Below are 16,195 nucleotides of genomic sequence, written 5' to 3' on the forward strand. Positions count from 1 at the left end.
AACGCGAAAAGAGCGCCCCCGGCCCTTGACTTCGTGGCCCGTATCGCCCACCTGCACGATGCCGAAATTGCTGGCGCTCGCGCTGGTGGATCGCAAATGAAAGACAGGTCGGCCTCAGGCTGACGGGTGGGGCGGCGTTCTGTGATTGCAGTGCGCTGGCCAAGCGCGTTTCTTTCATGGCTGGTTTTAAGCGCGGCGTTCGATAGGGCGTGCGGGAGCAGGGAGTAGGGTATGGCGACGAAAGCGGCCACGGGAACGGAGCGGAACGCGCAGGACCAGGACGGCGATACCAATGTCCTCGACACGCAGTCCGGTGCGGTCAAGCGGCTCATCGCCAAGGGACGCGAGCGCGGTCACATCACGTTTGACGAGCTGAACGCTGTCCTGCCGCAGGATCAGATGTCCTCCGAGCAGATCGAGGACATCATGGCGATTTTCTCCGAGATGGGGATTCAGGTCGTCGAGAATGAGGAAAACGAGGACTCTGACGAAGCCGAGGAGAAATCCGAGGAAAAGGAAGAGGCTGAGGAATCCGAAGAATCTCCTACTGGTAATGTGAGCGAAAGCGCCGGTCGTACAGATGACCCGGTGCGTATGTACCTGCGCGAGATGGGCTCGGTCGAGCTGCTGTCGCGTGAGGGCGAAATCGCCATTGCCAAGCGGATTGAGGCGGGCCGCGATGAGATGATCGGCGGGCTGTGCGAAAGCCCGTTGACCTTCCGCGCCATTATTTCCTGGCACGACAAGCTCAAGGAAGGCGAGATGTTGCTGCGCGACATCGTCGACCTTGAAGCCATGCAGGGCGGCCCCTCCGAAGAGGAAGCCGCCGAGAGCGAGAACGCCGAGGAGAACGAGGACAATCTCGACGAGGAGCCCGCAAACGAGGAAGGTGGCGACCCGGAAAGCTCCGGCCTGTCGCTCTCTGCCCTCGAAGAGAAGCTCAAGCCCGAGATCCTGGCGCATTTCGAGGCCATCGAACCGCTTTACGATACGTTGCGTGCACTTCAGGTGCGTCGCATCGAGACGCTGACCAGCGGGTCCGAGACCACAGGTTCTTCCGAGCAGGAATACGAGAAAGTGCGTATGGAGCTCGTGAAGATGGTCGAGCAGGTCCATCTGCACAACAATCGGATCGAGGAGCTAGTGACCCAGCTCAAGGTTCAGTTCCAGCGCCTCAATAACCTCGAAGGCCGCATGCTGCGTATGGCCGAGGGTTGCCGCGTCTCGCGTGATGACTTCCTGCAAAAATATCGCGGCTACGAACTCGACCCCAACTGGCTGGCCTCCGTCTCGGCGCTGCCTGGCAAGTCGTGGAAGAATTTCACCACGCGCTATGCCGAGCAGATTATTGATCTGCGTAACCAGGTGGCCGATCTGGCTCATAGCACCGGTCTGCCGGTTGGCGAGTTCCGCCGCGTCTATGCTGTGGTGTCGCGTGGCGAGCGTGACACGACGCGCGCCAAGAAGGAAATGATCGAGGCCAATCTGCGTCTCGTGATTTCCATTGCCAAGAAATACACCAATCGTGGCCTGCAATTCCTGGATCTGATTCAGGAAGGCAATATCGGCCTCATGAAGGCGGTGGACAAGTTCGAGTACCGCCGTGGTTACAAGTTCTCGACCTATGCGACATGGTGGATCCGTCAGGCCATCACGCGCTCGATTGCCGATCAGGCCCGCACCATTCGTATTCCGGTGCATATGATCGAGACGATCAACAAGCTCGTGCGCACCTCACGTCAGATGTTGCACGAGATTGGTCGTGAGCCCGCACCTGAAGAGCTGGCTGAAAAGCTGGGTATGCCGCTTGAGAAAGTGCGCAAGGTGCTCAAGATCGCCAAGGAGCCGATCTCTCTCGAAACCCCGATCGGTGACGAGGAAGACAGCCATCTTGGTGACTTCATCGAGGACAAGACGGCGGTCATTCCGCTGGATGCCGCGATCCAGACCAATCTGCGCGAGGCAACCACGCGCGTTCTGGCCTCTCTCACCCCGCGTGAAGAGCGCGTGCTGCGTATGCGCTTTGGCATCGGCATGAACACCGATCATACGCTGGAAGAGGTGGGTCAGCAGTTCAACGTGACTCGCGAGCGTATCCGCCAGATTGAGGCGAAGGCACTGCGCAAGCTCAAGCACCCGAGCCGAAGCCGCAAGCTGCGTTCCTTCCTCGACGATAACTGATCGGCGGGAACGGCTCATGGAGCCCTGGCTTGAGACGATTCCGGAGCGTCCCACGACCGAAGTTACGGTCGAGGTGACGTTCCTCGAACGTCTCAGGCCGCCACCTTCAGCCCATATCGGCTGGCCCGAAGGCTATCACATCGAGCGCTGGCATCCGGATGTGGATGATTATCTGGCCCTCTACCGTCTGATCGGCGCCCCACACTGCTGGTGGATGCGGTACATGATGCCTGCTGACACCCTTCATCGTATCATCGCCTCACGCCATACCGAAATCTGGCGTCTGATGGGACCGCAGGGCGTGGCCGGTTTTTTCGAGCTTGATATGCACAAGCCGGAAACCCCTTATCTGTCCTATCTCGGGCTCGTGCCGGGCGCGCAGGGCAAGGGGCTTGGCCGCAAATTGCTGGCGGCTGCCATATCTCATGGCTGGCGCAAGGTCACGCGGGTCATGCGGGTCAATACCTGCACGGCCGATCACCCCAATGCGCTCCCTACCTACAAGGCTGCCGGCTTCGTGCCGATCATGGTCGAGGAGGAGCACTGGGCGGTGCCTGACGATCTTGGCCTCACCCTGCCGGCCCATCTACTCCGCCCCTGAGCCCGTCCACACCCAAGACAAATATGCGGGAAAGCAGGCTGTTGCTCGCACGGGAGCGTTCCGAGGCAGGAAAACTCTTGCCCCCGCAGGGGCGTATGTGCTTTATGCCGCCTTTCCCTGCCGGACGAAGGCATCGTCCCGGCTATACCCGAGCCTTGTGGAAGAGGCGCTGATCCGACCGGTCCCGGTCGGGTGGTTGGGTTGAAGCAATCCGAAGGGAGCTCATATGCCGTTGTACGAAAGCGTGCTCATCGCACGTAATGATATCTCGCAGGCGCAGGTCGAAACCCTCGTCGAGCAGATCGAAACCCTCCTCACCCAGGATGGCGGTTCCATCGAGAAGCGCGAATTCTGGGGTCTGCGTTCGCTCGCATACCGCATCAAGAAGAACCGCAAGGGCCACTACGTCCTTCTCGGCCTGAATGCCCGTCCGGACCAGATCCGCGAGCTGGAGCGTCAGCTGAGCCTGAACGAAGACGTTCTGCGCGTTCTCACGCTGCGCGTTGAGGAAATCACGCAGGACCCGTCTCCGATCCTGTCCCGCAAGGGCGATGATCGTGGCGATCGTGGCAATTTCCGTGGTGGCAACTCCAAGCCTGCTGGTCGTTTCGACAGCGGTCGTGGCGGCCGTCGTGGTGACGATCGTGAAGAATACCGCGCCCGTGAGGGTGCCGAGATGGATGCGGAGTAATCGCGATGTCTGACGAGAACACCAACGAAATCAACCCGGCCGCCCGTCGCATTGCCGTCGGCGCCCGTCGTCCGTTCTACCGCCGCCGCAAGTCCTGCCCGTTCTCCGGCCCCAACGCGCCGAAGATCGACTACAAGGACGTGCGTCTGCTGAGCCGCTTCCTCTCCGAGCGCGGCAAGATCGTTCCGAGCCGCATCACGGCGGTTTCGGCCAAGAAGCAGCGTGAGCTGGCGCAGGCGATCAAGCGCGCCCGCTTCCTTGCCCTGCTCCCCTACGTGATGAACTGAGGAGACAGGCATGTCACAGACTGAAGTCATCCTGCTGCAGCGCGTTGAGCATCTGGGCCAGATGGGCGATATCGTCCGCGTGAAGCCCGGCTATGCCCGTAACTTCCTGCTGCCCCAGGGCAAGGCGCTCCGCGCCAACGCCCAGAACCGCCAGCGTTTCGAAACCGAGCGCGCACAGCTTGAGGCCCAGAACCTCAAGCGTCGTGAAGAGGCCGAGCGTCTTGCCGAGCGTATGCATGGCCTGAGCGTTGTCATCATCCGTCAGGCTGGTGACAGCGGCAGCCTGTACGGCTCCGTGACGACGCGCGACATCGCGATTGCCGTGACGGCTGCTGGCCTGAGCGTCAGCCGCAGCCAGGTGGTCCTCGCCGAGCCGATCAAGCTGCTGGGTCTGGTCGAGGCACGCGTTGCCCTCCACCCGGAAGTGTCGATCCCGGTTACGGTCAACGTGGCCCGTTCGGAAGAAGAAGCCGAGCGTCAGGCACGTGGCGAAGCCATCGTCGCTGAAGAGGACGAATACGTTCTCGAAACCGAAGTCGAGGGTGAAGACGCCGCGGCTGAAGGTGAAGTCGAAGGCGCTGCTGTCTGAAAAGACGCATCGTTTAGCGATTGAGTGCAAAACCCGGCTGCCTCAGGCAGTCGGGTTTTGTGTTATTGGGGCCAGTTGACGATCTCAGGTTTTCCTCGTTCAATTACTTGAATTGATGAGAGAAGAGCGGGATTGACCATGATATTTCTGCTGGACCGTGTTCTGGAGCGCTTTATCAGTGCCGGAGCACTCGACGTCATCCTGCCCAGCGGTGAAAAACGCCGCTACAAAGGGACGCGTCCCGGTCCGAGCGCAGCCATTCATGTCAAGACAGACAAGGCGCTGAGAGCACTCCTTCTGAATTCAGGGCTCGCCTTCGGTGAGGGCTGGATGGATGGCGACATCGTCTCGGTGGACTGCTCGCTTGAGGACGTGCTGAGCGTTCTCATGCTCAACATCCACGGCAGTCACCATCTGCTTAATCGCGTCGAGGAAAAGGCCCGTTTCGTCACGCGGTTTCTCCGGCAATGGAACGGGCAGAGGCGCTCACGTCGCAATGTCGCTCATCACTATGATCTGAACGGAAAACTCTACGACTTCTTCCTCGATGAAGACCGTCAGTATTCATGCGCCTATTTCACTTCTGACGACATGACACTGGAAGAGGCGCAGCTCGCCAAGAAGCATCATATTGCTGCCAAGCTGCAACTCGACCGGCCCGGCCTTGATGTGCTCGATATCGGTTGCGGCTGGGGAGGCATGGCCCTGACGCTGGCGCGTGACTACGGCGTCAAGGTGACAGGCATCACGCTCTCGCAGGAACAGCTTCAGGTTGCCCGCGAGCGTGCTCGTGCGGCAGGGCTTGAGGGGCTGGTAACCTTCAAGCTCATGGATTACCGCAAGCTCGACAGGCAGTATGACCGTATCGTTTCAGTCGGCATGTTCGAACATGTCGGCATAGGTCATTACGACACCTATTTCCGTACCCTGCGCAAGGCGCTTCGGCCTGACGGTGTGGCGCTTGTCCATTCGATCGGGCGTATGGACGAGCCGGGTTCCACCAACCCCTGGATCGACAAATATATCTTCCCCGGTGGGTATTCCCCGGCTTTGAGCGAAGTGTTTCCGGCAATCGAGCGGGCTGGCCTCTGGGTGACGGATTGCGAGATCCTGCGCTTGCATTACGCGAAAACGATCCGGATCTGGCGTGAGCGTTTTGCGGCCAATCGTGAGAAGATCAAGGCGCTTTATGACGAGCGCTTCTGCCGTATGTTCGAGTTCTATCTCGTTGGGGCCGAATTGTCTTTCCGACTGCAGGGCCACATGAACTTCCAGCTTCAGCTGACTGCCGATATCGATGCTGTTCCATTGACCCGCGACTATATGGCTGGTCGCTGAAGCCTATTTTGAGCAGCACGGCTGGCCCCTAGTCAGCCACCTGACATCTGCGCTCATACTTTGTTAAGAAAATAGGCTCTCGAAACCGTGACTCACGGTTTCGTTACGTAACGCTTTGTGCCAACGATTAGCGAATGAGAAACATTCGCAACCCATATAGTGGGGTGAGCCTGTCTGGCCCCGGAATCGTCCTCATTGCGGCGCTTGGCATGGTCTTGCCGCCTGATGCCTTGGCGGAGGGCAAACCTGGCGACAAAACTGTCGGCCCCGGGCGGACAGGGGATGATAGAGCTACGCGTGCCGAGCCGCTGCGCCATATCACCCGCCCGCACCGAGAAGGACAGGGAGGCGAGACGAGCGCGCGGCACCATCGGAACCATGAGGTGCTGACCGTAATGGGGGCACGTGGTGGTTATGCCGCTGCCGAAAGCGCTATGGGGGACAAGCGCGCCACCCCGTTTCTGCAACAGACACAGACCACCAATGTCGTCACCCATCAGACGCTCGCGGATTTCTCGCCGCAGACTATGGAGGATATGGCGAAATACGTGCCCGGTATGGCAATCGGGAACAATTTCGGCGGTACACAGGATGCCCTCATCAAGCGTGGCTTTGGGGCCATTGATGATGGGTCCATCCTGCGTGACGGGGTGAGGATGCCCATCGGACGCAATTATCAGGGTGATACTGCCGAGCGCGTCGAGATCCTCAAAGGACCAGCCTCATTGTTCTACGGCATGCAGGAGCCAGGCGGTGTGATCAATGTCATTACCAAGGCGCCCGATTTCCGGCGCTGGGGGGCAGCTTTGGGAACCCAGTGGAGCTCTCTGGGAGGTGGAAATGGTCATGTCGATGTGACCGGGCCGCTCGGAAAGACGCTGGCTTTCCGTCTGATCGGCAGTTACCGCAACGAGAATTACTGGCGTAATTTTGGCGCCAACAAGCAGATCCTGGTGGCACCGACTCTCAATTGGCATCGCGAACGCTGGGATGGCGCATTGTCTTACGAATATGTCGATTACGACAATGTGCTGGATCGCGGCGCCGTTTTTGTCGGGAATAATCCGGTTTCCGGTCCTCAGAAGCGTCTAGATGAACCTTGGACCGCGTCTTTCGGTGCCCGTCATCTCATTGCCAGTCATCTGGGCTACCGGATCGGGATGCATGACAGGCTCAGGCTGTCTGGTGGCTATAACCGTGACGATTATCATGACAGGCAGGCCGACCCTTCGAGCTACTCGGCGCGCACCGGCATTCTGCTACGTCGCTATCGTGCCAATGGTGGGACAATCCGTGCCAATGGCAGTGTCGCCCTTGATTATCTGGGCGATCACGATCTGTGGGGGATGCGCCACGAAATCACGGCGGGTATCGACTACGAAAACCGGAATCAGGATCAAGGGGTGTTCTATCAGTCAGCCAATCAGGGTGGCTTTACCCTGGCCAATCCGGTCTATGGGGGGCTCGCACCCGTCGGGCGCCCCAATCCGGCGAACAGCAATCTGCAGCAGAACATCAATTCGGCATCTGGCTATTTCAAGGACAATATCCACCTGACAGGCAGCCTGATTGCAAGCGGCGGCGTGCGCTATCAGTGGTTTGGTTTGCGCTATGGCAGTGGAATTCCCTTCATCCGGACGACCGACGCGTCCTACACAAAGCCGTTGCCATTTGCTGCGCTCGTCTGGCAGCCGTTCAAAAGCGTTTCGTTCTATGGCGATTATTCGCAATCCTTCGGCGCAAATCAGCTCTCCGCCGGCAGCGTGCTGCAGGGAGGCTACAAGCCCACGACGGGTCGGGAATTTGAAGTCGGGGCACGTTATGCGCATGGCGGCCTGACAGCCGATCTCGCCCTCTATCATATCCGCAAGAAAAACGTTCTCCAGACTGCAGGGCAGGATAGTGATGGCAATATCGTGCAGCGTCTTACCGGTCTGGCCGGGTCGAAAGGTCTGGAGGCAAGTGTAACAGGGGCCCTGTCTGCCCATTGGAGCGCCGTGCTCGCCTATGCGTGGACCGACGCCCGGACGTTACGCGATACGTCTGCCACCGAAGGGCGCCAGTTGATTGGCGTGCCGAAAAACAGCGGGAGCCAGTTCCTGACGTGGAATGGCGTCTTGCCGTGGCACGCTGTGTCGATGCGTGCAGGTGGTGGTGTCCATCTTGTGGGAACGCGCTCGGCAGCGCTTGATAACAGCTTCCAGGTGCCCGGTTACGGCACGGTTGATGCTTTTGCATCCTGGACTGTGACGCAACTCTTTGCGCGGCAGATCAGCCTGCAACTCAACGCGGTCAACCTGCTCAACCAGGGTTATATCATCGCTCCGACAGGGTCAGCTTACCGTAATAGCTGGGGGCAGGGGCGCAGCTTCGCTGTCGCGACTTCGATTGCATTCTGAGGGGAAAGCGGTGGCTCAAAGCCACCCGAGGGGGAGGAAATGGTCCTCCCCGTGCAGAGACAGGGCAGATCCGGCGAGACGTGAACGGTCACCAAGGGAGGCCCTTGCGGGCCCGACTGGATTGGTTCGCTTTCCTCTACCGGAATCCGGCACCCGTAACGGCTGGATTCAGCTAAGCTTGAGAGCTACTGCCGAGGTCTTGCCGTTGCGTCCGACTTCGGTCTCATAAGAGAGCGCCTGGCCGTCGTTGAGGGAGGAAAGGTTGGCCTTCTCAACAGCAGAAATGTGCACGAACACATCGTCGCCACCGGCATCCGGCTTGATGAAGCCATAGCCCTTTGTTGAGTTGAACCACTTGACGGTGCCTGTTGCCATAGCAAGGCTCCTTGATAGTATAGCGGCCACGCAGAAGAATTATGCGTGCAAACATGCTCTCGTGGATCTGTTTCGGGCGCCACATGCACCCGCATTTCCGGCCAAAAGCACCCGCGTCTACCCTGTATGGGCGTTCGCTCAGCCCAGTGCAAGCACTGAGCGAGGCTTAACCCTCTTTGCAGACCAGTTTTGCAAGTGTGGCAAACTCGTCGATCGACAGTGTCTCGGCCCGCCTCGTCGCGATGATTCCTGCCTCTTCAAGCAGGGCCTCACCGCCAATGGGACGCAACGAGGCACGAAGCATCTTTCTTCTCTGCCCGAAGGCGAGATGCGTCACATGCTCCATCGCCTTGAACATCGAGGCTGAAGGCTGGATGGGCTTCGGGACGATATCGACCACAGCCGACTCTACCTTGGGCGGGGGCGAGAAGGCACCCGCAGGGACTTTCATGACGACATTGCAGGTTGCGCACCACTGCGCCAGCACACCCAGTCGGCCATAGGCACCGGTATCGGGCGCAGCACAGATACGCTCGGCCACCTCAAGCTGGAACATGAGCGTCATGCGCTCCCAGGACGCTGCCTGACGCAACCACGCGACCAGAAGAGGCGTGCCAACATTATAGGGCAGGTTGGCGACGATCTTGCGTGGTGCGGGGCATAGCGTGGCACAGTCCAGGGACGTGGCATCCGCCTTGATCAGATGCAGCCTGCCTTGCGCGTGGGCGACAAGCTCATCCAGCAGGGGCCAGGCACGCTGATCGATCTCAACCGCATGCACCGCATCGGCTTTCGTATCCAGCAGGGCGCGCGTCAGGCCACCGGGACCGGGGCCGATCTCGACCACCTGCCGTCCAGCCATGTCGCCAGCCAGTGCGGCGATCCGGGCAACGATTCCCGGATCGAGAAGAAAATGCTGACCGAAGGATTTCTTCGCATCCAGACCATGAATCCGGATTGCATCACGCAGGGATGGAAGGGTCATCCCTGGTCCGACACTGGCTTGCCGTGGGGCTTGCCACCCTGTGCCGGACCGCCTTGCCCCGACCCGTGATGGGCAGGCTTGGCGGGGGCCTCATCATCGGCAGCAGCGTCATCGCTTGCCTTGGCCGAAGCGGTCTTGTCGTCCTTGCGCATCTCGATGACGGAGCGACGCTCCAGATCACGCTCGAGCTGACGTGAGGCCTGTTCGACGCGCTCATTCATCAGGCTATCGGCGATTTCGCTCGGGCTCTGCTGGGCGATGTTCTTCTGCCCCTTGGTGCAGACTGTCAGCAGCGCGATACCATCAGAGGAGACAAGCGGGCGGCTCGACTGCCCGACGGGCAGATCGGCCAGTACCTGACGCATTTGCGGGTTCAGGCGCTCAAGGACGAGCTGACCGCCTGGATCGGAAGGATGCTTCTCACCCAGAGAGCGATTGAGCGCCTCCATTGACTCACAGCCATGCACGGATTGTGCGGCGGCCGTGGCTTTCTGAAGGGTCAGCTTCTGCTGATCCGTCGGCGCCTGTGGGTTGAGCGGTGAGGAGAAGGGGAAGAAGGCCTGACGTACCGTGATCATCGTGACGTTCTGATGGCCGATGGTGCGCTTGCCGTTGACCGTGACGATCACGTAGCCGCCCGCCACCTTCACCGGGTTCGAAATGGCCCCGATGGGCATCTGGCGCACGATCTCGACAACCGGCGGGTCGAGACTGTCTTCCTGCACCCAGCCCATTGTTCCGCCGTCAAGCGCGGTCTGGGCCTGCGAAAACTGCGCGGCGACGATAGGGAAAGGCGCCCCGTTGCGCAGCTGCGTGATGATTGTCTTTGTAAATTCCAGCTCGGTTTCCGAATGGCGCGGATCGGCGACCGGAATGAAGATCTCGCTCACATTGTACTGCGCGCGGCCTTCCTCGGCACGAAGGGCCTCCTCACGCTGAGATATCTCACGCGCCGTGATGCGGCCGCGTCCCGAAATCTCTTCGCGAAGCACCTGCATCCAGCCGATCTGCACGCGGATCTGGTCGATCAGGGTGGTGAGCGATACACCATCCTGCGCCAGTCGGTCACGCAGGGCATTCTTGGGCATGCCATTGCGGGATTCGATGTTGTTGATGGCCTGAGCGATCTGCTGCGGCTCGACATTGATGTGACGCTTGAGGATTTCCTGCGTCTTGATGCGCTCATCGACCAGCTGACGAATGATCTGCGGGCGCAGGCGCTGCATCAGGTCGGCGCTGATATTCAGCCCCGTGGAGAGTGCAAAAAGCTTGCCGCGGTTATCGACGTCACGCTCGGTCAGAACCTGACCGTTGATCGTTCCGAGAATGGCATCTTCCGGCGGATTGGCCGCCGGGGCGACGCTGCCATGGCCCGGGCGGGCATGGGTGGCGTGATGTGTGGTCGCTGCCTCTGCTGTCAGAGCAGGCAGGACGAGGCAGGTGGCAAAGCCCATAAGTATCGCACGCAGGGGCCGGGCAGCGCCGGATTGCGGGGCAGCCCGGAGGAAGGGGGCGGTAAGGGTCATTGCGCGTCCGTCAGCCATTGATTCCGAAGGTACCGATCGTCTTGAATGTGAGATTGAACAGCACCGTCGTATTACGCTGCTGGCCACCGATCGAGGTATATTGCTTGATCGCAAGGATGTCCAAGCCGAAGCAGTCATTGGAGTAGCCGATATCGCCACCCAGGCTGACAAACTCCTTGCGCGACAGCGAACGGCGCCCATAGATCGAGGCGTGGTACTGCTTATAGGCCGTCGAGACACCTGCTGTTACTTCATTTGTCTTTGTATAATAGACCTGCGTCGGACCATTCAGTCGATAGTTCGTCGCATAGAAGTAATAGGGCGTGACAGGTTCGTAGATATACCCGGCATTTACATGGAATATGGGCACACCGACACTGACCAGTCCCTCGCCATAATCGAAGCTCTTGCGATAGGGGTCATAGCGGCCGCGAGCCGTCAGATCGAGATAGCGGTTGGGGCTGACGCGCACACGCGCCACGGGTGACGAGAGGTGATGCGACAGGCCAGAATAGGGGATGCGGTTCTGGGTAACGTGCTGCTGGATGCTCTCACCCACGAGAAAATCCACGACATGGCCACGCCACGTCCAGTTGCCATGCACACCGATATTGCCGCGCAGGCCGCCATCCAGACGGTCGGTGCCGGTATAGCGGTTCAGTGCGAACAAGGTGCTGTCCGTGAATTCGTATTGCAGCGAATCTTCATTCGGGATCATGCGCGTGGCACTATTGCCCATATTGGGCGCGGCAATTGCCTGCACGATAGGCTCGAGCACCTGAGAGCCGTGACCATGCGCAAAGCTGCGCATGAAAGGCCAGTTCATCTTCAGCGCGACAGTGGGCAGGACCCAGCCCGTCGTATGTGTCCCGGTATCGGTATAATAGGTTGGCTGCTCTGTCAGATGGCTCGCCTGGTAAACCGTAGCGTCAAGACGTGCTGTCAGTAGCCAAATCTGGCCCAGCACATTGTGGAATGGCCGGTTCCAGTTCATCTGGATCTGCCCGCGCTGATCGCGTGTCCCCTCGGGGCGATAGACGTTGAAGTCGTTCGTGCTGAGCGAGAATGTGCCACCCAGCGGATCTGTCTCACCCTGAAACGCATAGGTAAAGCGCGGCAGAACGAAAGGCAGATTCGAGTTGCGGATAACGCCCTGGTTCAGACCCTGATAGAACTGCCCGTCGAGACGCGTGTAGGAGCCAACGCCAAAGCCGTCGATATAGGCGGTGGATTGCAGGGTCTCGTTGCCGTAGCCTGTGATGCGGTAGTCACGCATGTAGTTGGCTGAAGAGGCAAGGTTGATGTTGGCGCCCGCGCGCCAGTGATCATCGATATCGAAAATGGCATTGCCACGGACATAGCCCTGGATGCCATTATCGTTCGTGCCATCAACCGTATTGCCAAACGTGTTGACGTAGCTGCCTTCCTTATGGGTGCTATAGGCCACGCCGCCCGTGAAGTTGATCTTGCCGAAATTGAGCTGGTTTCGATACTGCCCGCTGATCTGCGGTCCGGTGCGTGTCGAGACAAGCCCCTGGACGGTCAGATCCTGCTGGTCGTCAATCGCCCAGAAATACGGAATGGTGAAATAGGTGCCCAGATAACGGTCATGCGGGTTGATGCCCGGGATCAGGAAGCCGCTTTGACGCTTTACGCTGGGGTCTGTCATCGAAAACAGAGGCAGGTACATGATCGGCAGACCGAACATGTCCAGATAGGCATGACTGAATTCGATGCGTTTGTGTTCGGCATCCTGGGTCGCATTATACGCGCGCAGCTGCCAGAAGGGCGGGCGTGACGGATCCTTGGCGCAGATCTGGCAGGCCGTATAAACGGCCTTGGCCATATCGTTGATCTTGCCGTTGGTCCGCCTCATGCCATTGGCAGCAAGCTTGGCATTGTCTTCCATACGCAGAAAGATGCCGCGTGCAATGCCATCATGCATGCCATTGCTGAGCTCGACATAGTCCGCAAAGCTGGTGCTGCCATCGGGCTCTACCATCGCGACGTGGCCTGTGGCCGTCAGGACGCCAGTATTGCGATCGAACACGATCTTGTCGGCACGCAGCGCGTGCTCGCCCTGCCAGACCTGCACATTGCCTGTCCAGGTTGCCACACCGCTGCGGGTGTAGCTCTCGTTATCAGCCAGATAGGTGACAGGGTCGGACTGTGAAGAAGGCTTGCCTACGGCAACTTTCGGCCCGGTCTGGCGCTGCATGGTTGCATCCGCCTCCGGAATGGCACCGAATGTCGCCGTGCCCGCCAGCATGGAGGCAGCAAGCCATGACCTGCGCCTGTGATGCGCAACGCGCCGTTTCGACATCAACCATCCTCCAGATGCAGAAGCAAGGCTACCGCCAAGCAGAGACCCGCGCCAGTCGGTGCCCATGCCGCCATAACAGGCGGCAACGCACCGGATTCACCAAATTGCGCCGCCACCTTCGAGATGGTGAAAAGCGCGAAGCCCGCCGCGATTCCCGAGCCCAGCATCCGGGCCACGCCGCCGCGCCGGGTAGGACGCATCGAGAAGCCGGCAGAGACGAGCGCCATTGTACCGCACAGGATCGGAAGAGCTAACAGAGTCTGGAAGTGCAGTCGATGCCGGATGGAGGAAAAACCGGACCGCTCGAGGAGATGGATGAAACCCGGCAGCGTCCAGACGGACAATGTATCGGGCGACGCAAAGCTCTGCTCGACGCGACGCAGCGAGAGATTGGTCGGCAGAAGATAATCGCCGATATGGATCGGCAAGTGGTTCGGCCTGACTGTCGCGGCATTTTCCAGCTTCCACGCACCTTCCACCAGTTCGCCGCGAGGGGCCTCGATACGGATGACAAGCTGATCGCGCGCGTCGAGGCGGAAGATGCTGATGTCGTTGATCTGCAATTTGCGGTCCCGCAGAAAGACGTGACGCGCGTGCAGGATAGCAACACCCTGTCCGCCCTGCTCATCATCGAGCTGGCGCAGCCATAACGCACCGCCATTAAGGGAGAGTGGCCCCCCCCCGGTCTTCAGATAGGCCTCGTCCAGCAACTCCGCCTTGCGGAACATGGAGGAGGAAAGCGGTGAGAGCGCCATCGTCCCGAAAGCGCCCATCAGAATGGCACAGGCCAGGGGCGCCGCCAGAAACTGCCAGGCCGAAATGCCCGCTGCACGGGCAACAATCAGCTCGGACGAGCGCGTCAGGCGCCAGAAGCACACGATACCGCCCAGCAGGATACCGAACGGCATGATCATGATCATGAAATACGGCACATGCAGCCCGGCAATTTCCGTCACAAGGCTGGTTGGAACGTCGGGCTTGGTGGCGACACGTCGAAGCAGATCGATGAAGTCGAACAGCGAGACGAGCCCTGTCAATGCCGCGATCATTGCCAGCGAGAACAGCGTGAAAATGCGCGAGATATAGACCGAGAGCGTGACCGACACCCCGGCCGAGGTGCCGCGGAACAGGGCCAGGGTATTACGCGCCATGAGATGTTTTCCGGCCGGAATTCAGCCCTCTGGGCAGGAAGAGCCATACCGCGCAGCCAATGGCAGGCAGTATCGCTACGCCCCAGAGAAGGGAGACAAGACCGAGATTTCGGCCTGCCAGATTTTGCAGCATGAGGGACATGGCCATCAGCCCCACAACGGAGAGAATGGCGGCCAACGGGCGTTTGATGTTGCCGTGGCGCGAGAAGGCACCGCTCAGCACGGCAACGAGCGCGATCATGCTGAAAGACAGGGTGGTGAGGGGGGAAGTCAGACGCCTCCACCCTTCCACCGCGAACTTGCCCCAGTCACGTTGCGAGACAAAGCGCGGGTCAGGGTGGAAGAGCTCGGGGAGAGACATTTCGGAAGCGTCGCGCACTTCGGTATCGGCCTGTTTGCTGCTGGAAAGATCGATCGAATTGCGCGTGAATGTCAGGACGTTGAGCCGCCCGGTATGATGATCGATCTCCTGGCGGGAGCCGTTGAAGAGCACCACGCGTGGCTGGTTATCGACCACCACCATCGTTCCACGTTCAGCAATGATCGTTGCGCGCGCTTCAGGCTGACGGTCATCCTCCACAAACACACCGTGCATTTCCCCGTCACGGTCGCGCGTGCGCACATAGACGGTCATGTCTTTCGAGAGCTGAGCAAACACACCGTCCTGAAGCAGGAAGGCGGCCATACGATTGCGGATCTCGAATTCGTAGCGCCTGAACGCGTGGTAGGAGACCGGTACAAGCCACAGGTTGAGAATGTACCCAATTACGGTCGTGATCAGGGCGCAGGCCATGGCTGGCCGCGCCAGCTGGAACGGCGAAAGCCCCGCTGCCTGCATGACCGTCAGTTCACGATCGCCCGACATGCGCTGATAACCGAACAGGACAACCAGAAAAGTCGTGATTGGCAGGATGACCGCAAGGAAGGAGGGGATCATCAGGGAGGTGAGCTGAATGAACACGCGCAGCGAGAGGCCACGATCCACGACGAGTGATACGAAGCGCAACGACTGCATGAGCCAGATGAGCGCGATCGCACCACTGGTAATGCCCACCAGCCCAAGGAAAAGCTGACGCAGGATATAGCGTTCTCGCAGCAGCAGGGGAGAGCGTTGTTTGGAGCGTGAAGCCGAAGCAGACATGAGTATTGCCCTTAGCGTTTCGCCGGACGTGCCGAAAGCTGCATCTTGTTACGAAGTTTCCGTCTCAGCGCGGATCACGCAACCAGCGATCGCCGGTGTGGCGGCTATGCGCCACAAAGAACCCGGCCAGCAGACCAGCCACGGCAAAAGCGAATGTCCAGCCCGAAGGGCGTATCAGCAGGAGTGACAGGGCTGGAGCCGCGATAAGTCCGATCAGAGTGCTGACAACCGTCTCACGACGGGTGGGGCCGAAATGACGCTGCGCATGGCAGTTAGGGCATTCCTCATCCGTACGCTGCATCTTGCCGCGGCAAACCGGGCACAGAACAACCGTTTCCTGCGCCGGTGGTCGGGGGACAGGAAGATAATTGCCGGTGATGACCGATCTTTGTCGGGGCAGGGGGGAGAGACGCGCCATGAAATGCACATGCCGTGAAGCATGGGGGCAGTGCAATATGAAAATCAGGCAAGGCGACACGCTGTTGCCGAGGCAAGGCCGCTTTTATTCGCAGTGCTCCGGATTGATTGGCTGCCCCGACAAGCTGCACGCTTTTGCGGCTCTCTCGCGTTGCGTCCTGTGACAGGCGTCTGATCGCCCTTGGTTATGC

14 protein-coding genes are annotated in these 16,195 nt (G+C 59.7%); 7 read left to right on the forward strand and 7 right to left on the reverse strand.

The window, feature by feature from the left end; genetic code table 11:
- Positions 1-231: 231 nt before the first annotated feature.
- The 7 genes from rpoD (at position 232) to F3J08_RS00760 (ending at position 8,086) form a co-directional block, all read left to right on the forward strand.
- On the forward strand, positions 232-2,181 hold the full coding sequence (gene rpoD, locus F3J08_RS00730; RefSeq protein ID WP_166928059.1) for an RNA polymerase sigma factor RpoD: 1,950 nt from the start codon (positions 232-234) through the stop codon (positions 2,179-2,181).
- A gap of 16 nt (positions 2,182-2,197) precedes the next feature.
- Positions 2,198-2,782, forward strand: coding sequence for an N-acetyltransferase (locus tag F3J08_RS00735; protein ID WP_166928060.1), 585 nt, complete (start codon positions 2,198-2,200; stop codon positions 2,780-2,782).
- A 226-nt stretch (positions 2,783-3,008) separates the two neighbouring features.
- Positions 3,009-3,473 carry a 30S ribosomal protein S6 gene (gene rpsF / locus F3J08_RS00740; RefSeq protein ID WP_023977643.1) on the forward strand — a complete coding sequence of 155 codons (465 nt, stop codon included), beginning with the start codon at positions 3,009-3,011 and terminating at the stop codon, positions 3,471-3,473.
- A 5-nt stretch (positions 3,474-3,478) separates the two neighbouring features.
- The gene (rpsR, locus tag F3J08_RS00745; protein WP_023977644.1) at positions 3,479-3,760 is read left to right on the forward strand and encodes a 30S ribosomal protein S18; all 282 of its coding nucleotides are present in this window, start codon (positions 3,479-3,481) and stop codon (positions 3,758-3,760) included.
- Positions 3,761-3,770: 10 nt separating this feature from the next.
- The gene (gene rplI / locus F3J08_RS00750; RefSeq protein WP_122039778.1) at positions 3,771-4,349 is read left to right on the forward strand and encodes a 50S ribosomal protein L9; all 579 of its coding nucleotides are present in this window, start codon (positions 3,771-3,773) and stop codon (positions 4,347-4,349) included.
- A 138-nt stretch (positions 4,350-4,487) separates the two neighbouring features.
- Positions 4,488-5,687: a cyclopropane-fatty-acyl-phospholipid synthase family protein gene (locus F3J08_RS00755; protein WP_166928061.1), complete on the forward strand. Its 1,200-nt coding sequence runs from the start codon at positions 4,488-4,490 to the stop codon at positions 5,685-5,687.
- Between the two features lie 134 nt (positions 5,688-5,821).
- On the forward strand, positions 5,822-8,086 hold the full coding sequence (locus tag F3J08_RS00760; RefSeq protein WP_240149047.1) for a TonB-dependent siderophore receptor: 2,265 nt from the start codon (positions 5,822-5,824) through the stop codon (positions 8,084-8,086).
- A gap of 168 nt (positions 8,087-8,254) precedes the next feature.
- Here F3J08_RS00760 and F3J08_RS00765 read toward each other — a convergent pair whose 3' ends face one another.
- The 7 genes from F3J08_RS00765 to F3J08_RS00795 all read right to left on the reverse strand — a co-directional run bounded on the left by F3J08_RS00765 (position 8,255) and on the right by F3J08_RS00795 (position 16,005).
- Complete coding sequence (locus F3J08_RS00765) at positions 8,255-8,461, reverse strand: cold-shock protein (protein ID WP_023977648.1); 207 nt, start codon at positions 8,459-8,461, stop codon at positions 8,255-8,257.
- A 166-nt stretch (positions 8,462-8,627) separates the two neighbouring features.
- Positions 8,628-9,446, reverse strand: a complete 819-nt coding sequence (gene rsmA, locus F3J08_RS00770) for a 16S rRNA (adenine(1518)-N(6)/adenine(1519)-N(6))-dimethyltransferase RsmA (protein ID WP_166928062.1) — start codon at positions 9,444-9,446, stop codon at positions 8,628-8,630.
- Entirely contained in the window at positions 9,443-10,900 is a 1,458-nt protein-coding gene (locus F3J08_RS00775; RefSeq protein WP_166928308.1) for a peptidylprolyl isomerase, read from the reverse strand. The genes rsmA and F3J08_RS00775 overlap by 4 nt, the downstream gene beginning before the upstream one ends.
- Before the next feature lie 82 nt (positions 10,901-10,982).
- A complete protein-coding gene (locus F3J08_RS00780) occupies positions 10,983-13,295 on the reverse strand; it encodes an LPS-assembly protein LptD (protein ID WP_166928063.1) in 2,313 nt (770 codons plus the stop codon).
- On the reverse strand, positions 13,295-14,446 hold the full coding sequence (lptG, locus tag F3J08_RS00785; RefSeq protein WP_023977652.1) for an LPS export ABC transporter permease LptG: 1,152 nt from the start codon (positions 14,444-14,446) through the stop codon (positions 13,295-13,297). Before lptG ends, F3J08_RS00780 begins: the two co-directional genes overlap by 1 nt.
- Positions 14,436-15,587 carry an LPS export ABC transporter permease LptF gene (gene lptF / locus F3J08_RS00790; RefSeq protein WP_166928064.1) on the reverse strand — a complete coding sequence of 384 codons (1,152 nt, stop codon included), beginning with the start codon at positions 15,585-15,587 and terminating at the stop codon, positions 14,436-14,438. The genes lptG and lptF overlap by 11 nt, the downstream gene beginning before the upstream one ends.
- 64 nt (positions 15,588-15,651) lie before the next feature.
- Positions 15,652-16,005 (reverse strand): hypothetical protein, encoded by a 354-nt coding sequence (locus F3J08_RS00795; RefSeq protein ID WP_240149049.1) that lies wholly within the window; start codon positions 16,003-16,005, stop codon positions 15,652-15,654.
- Between the last annotated feature and the right edge of the window lie 190 nt (positions 16,006-16,195).

Origin of the sequence: Asaia sp. As-1742 (assembly GCF_011753235.1) — a bacterium.
Taxonomy (GTDB): Bacteria; Pseudomonadota; Alphaproteobacteria; order Acetobacterales; family Acetobacteraceae; genus Asaia; species Asaia bogorensis_B.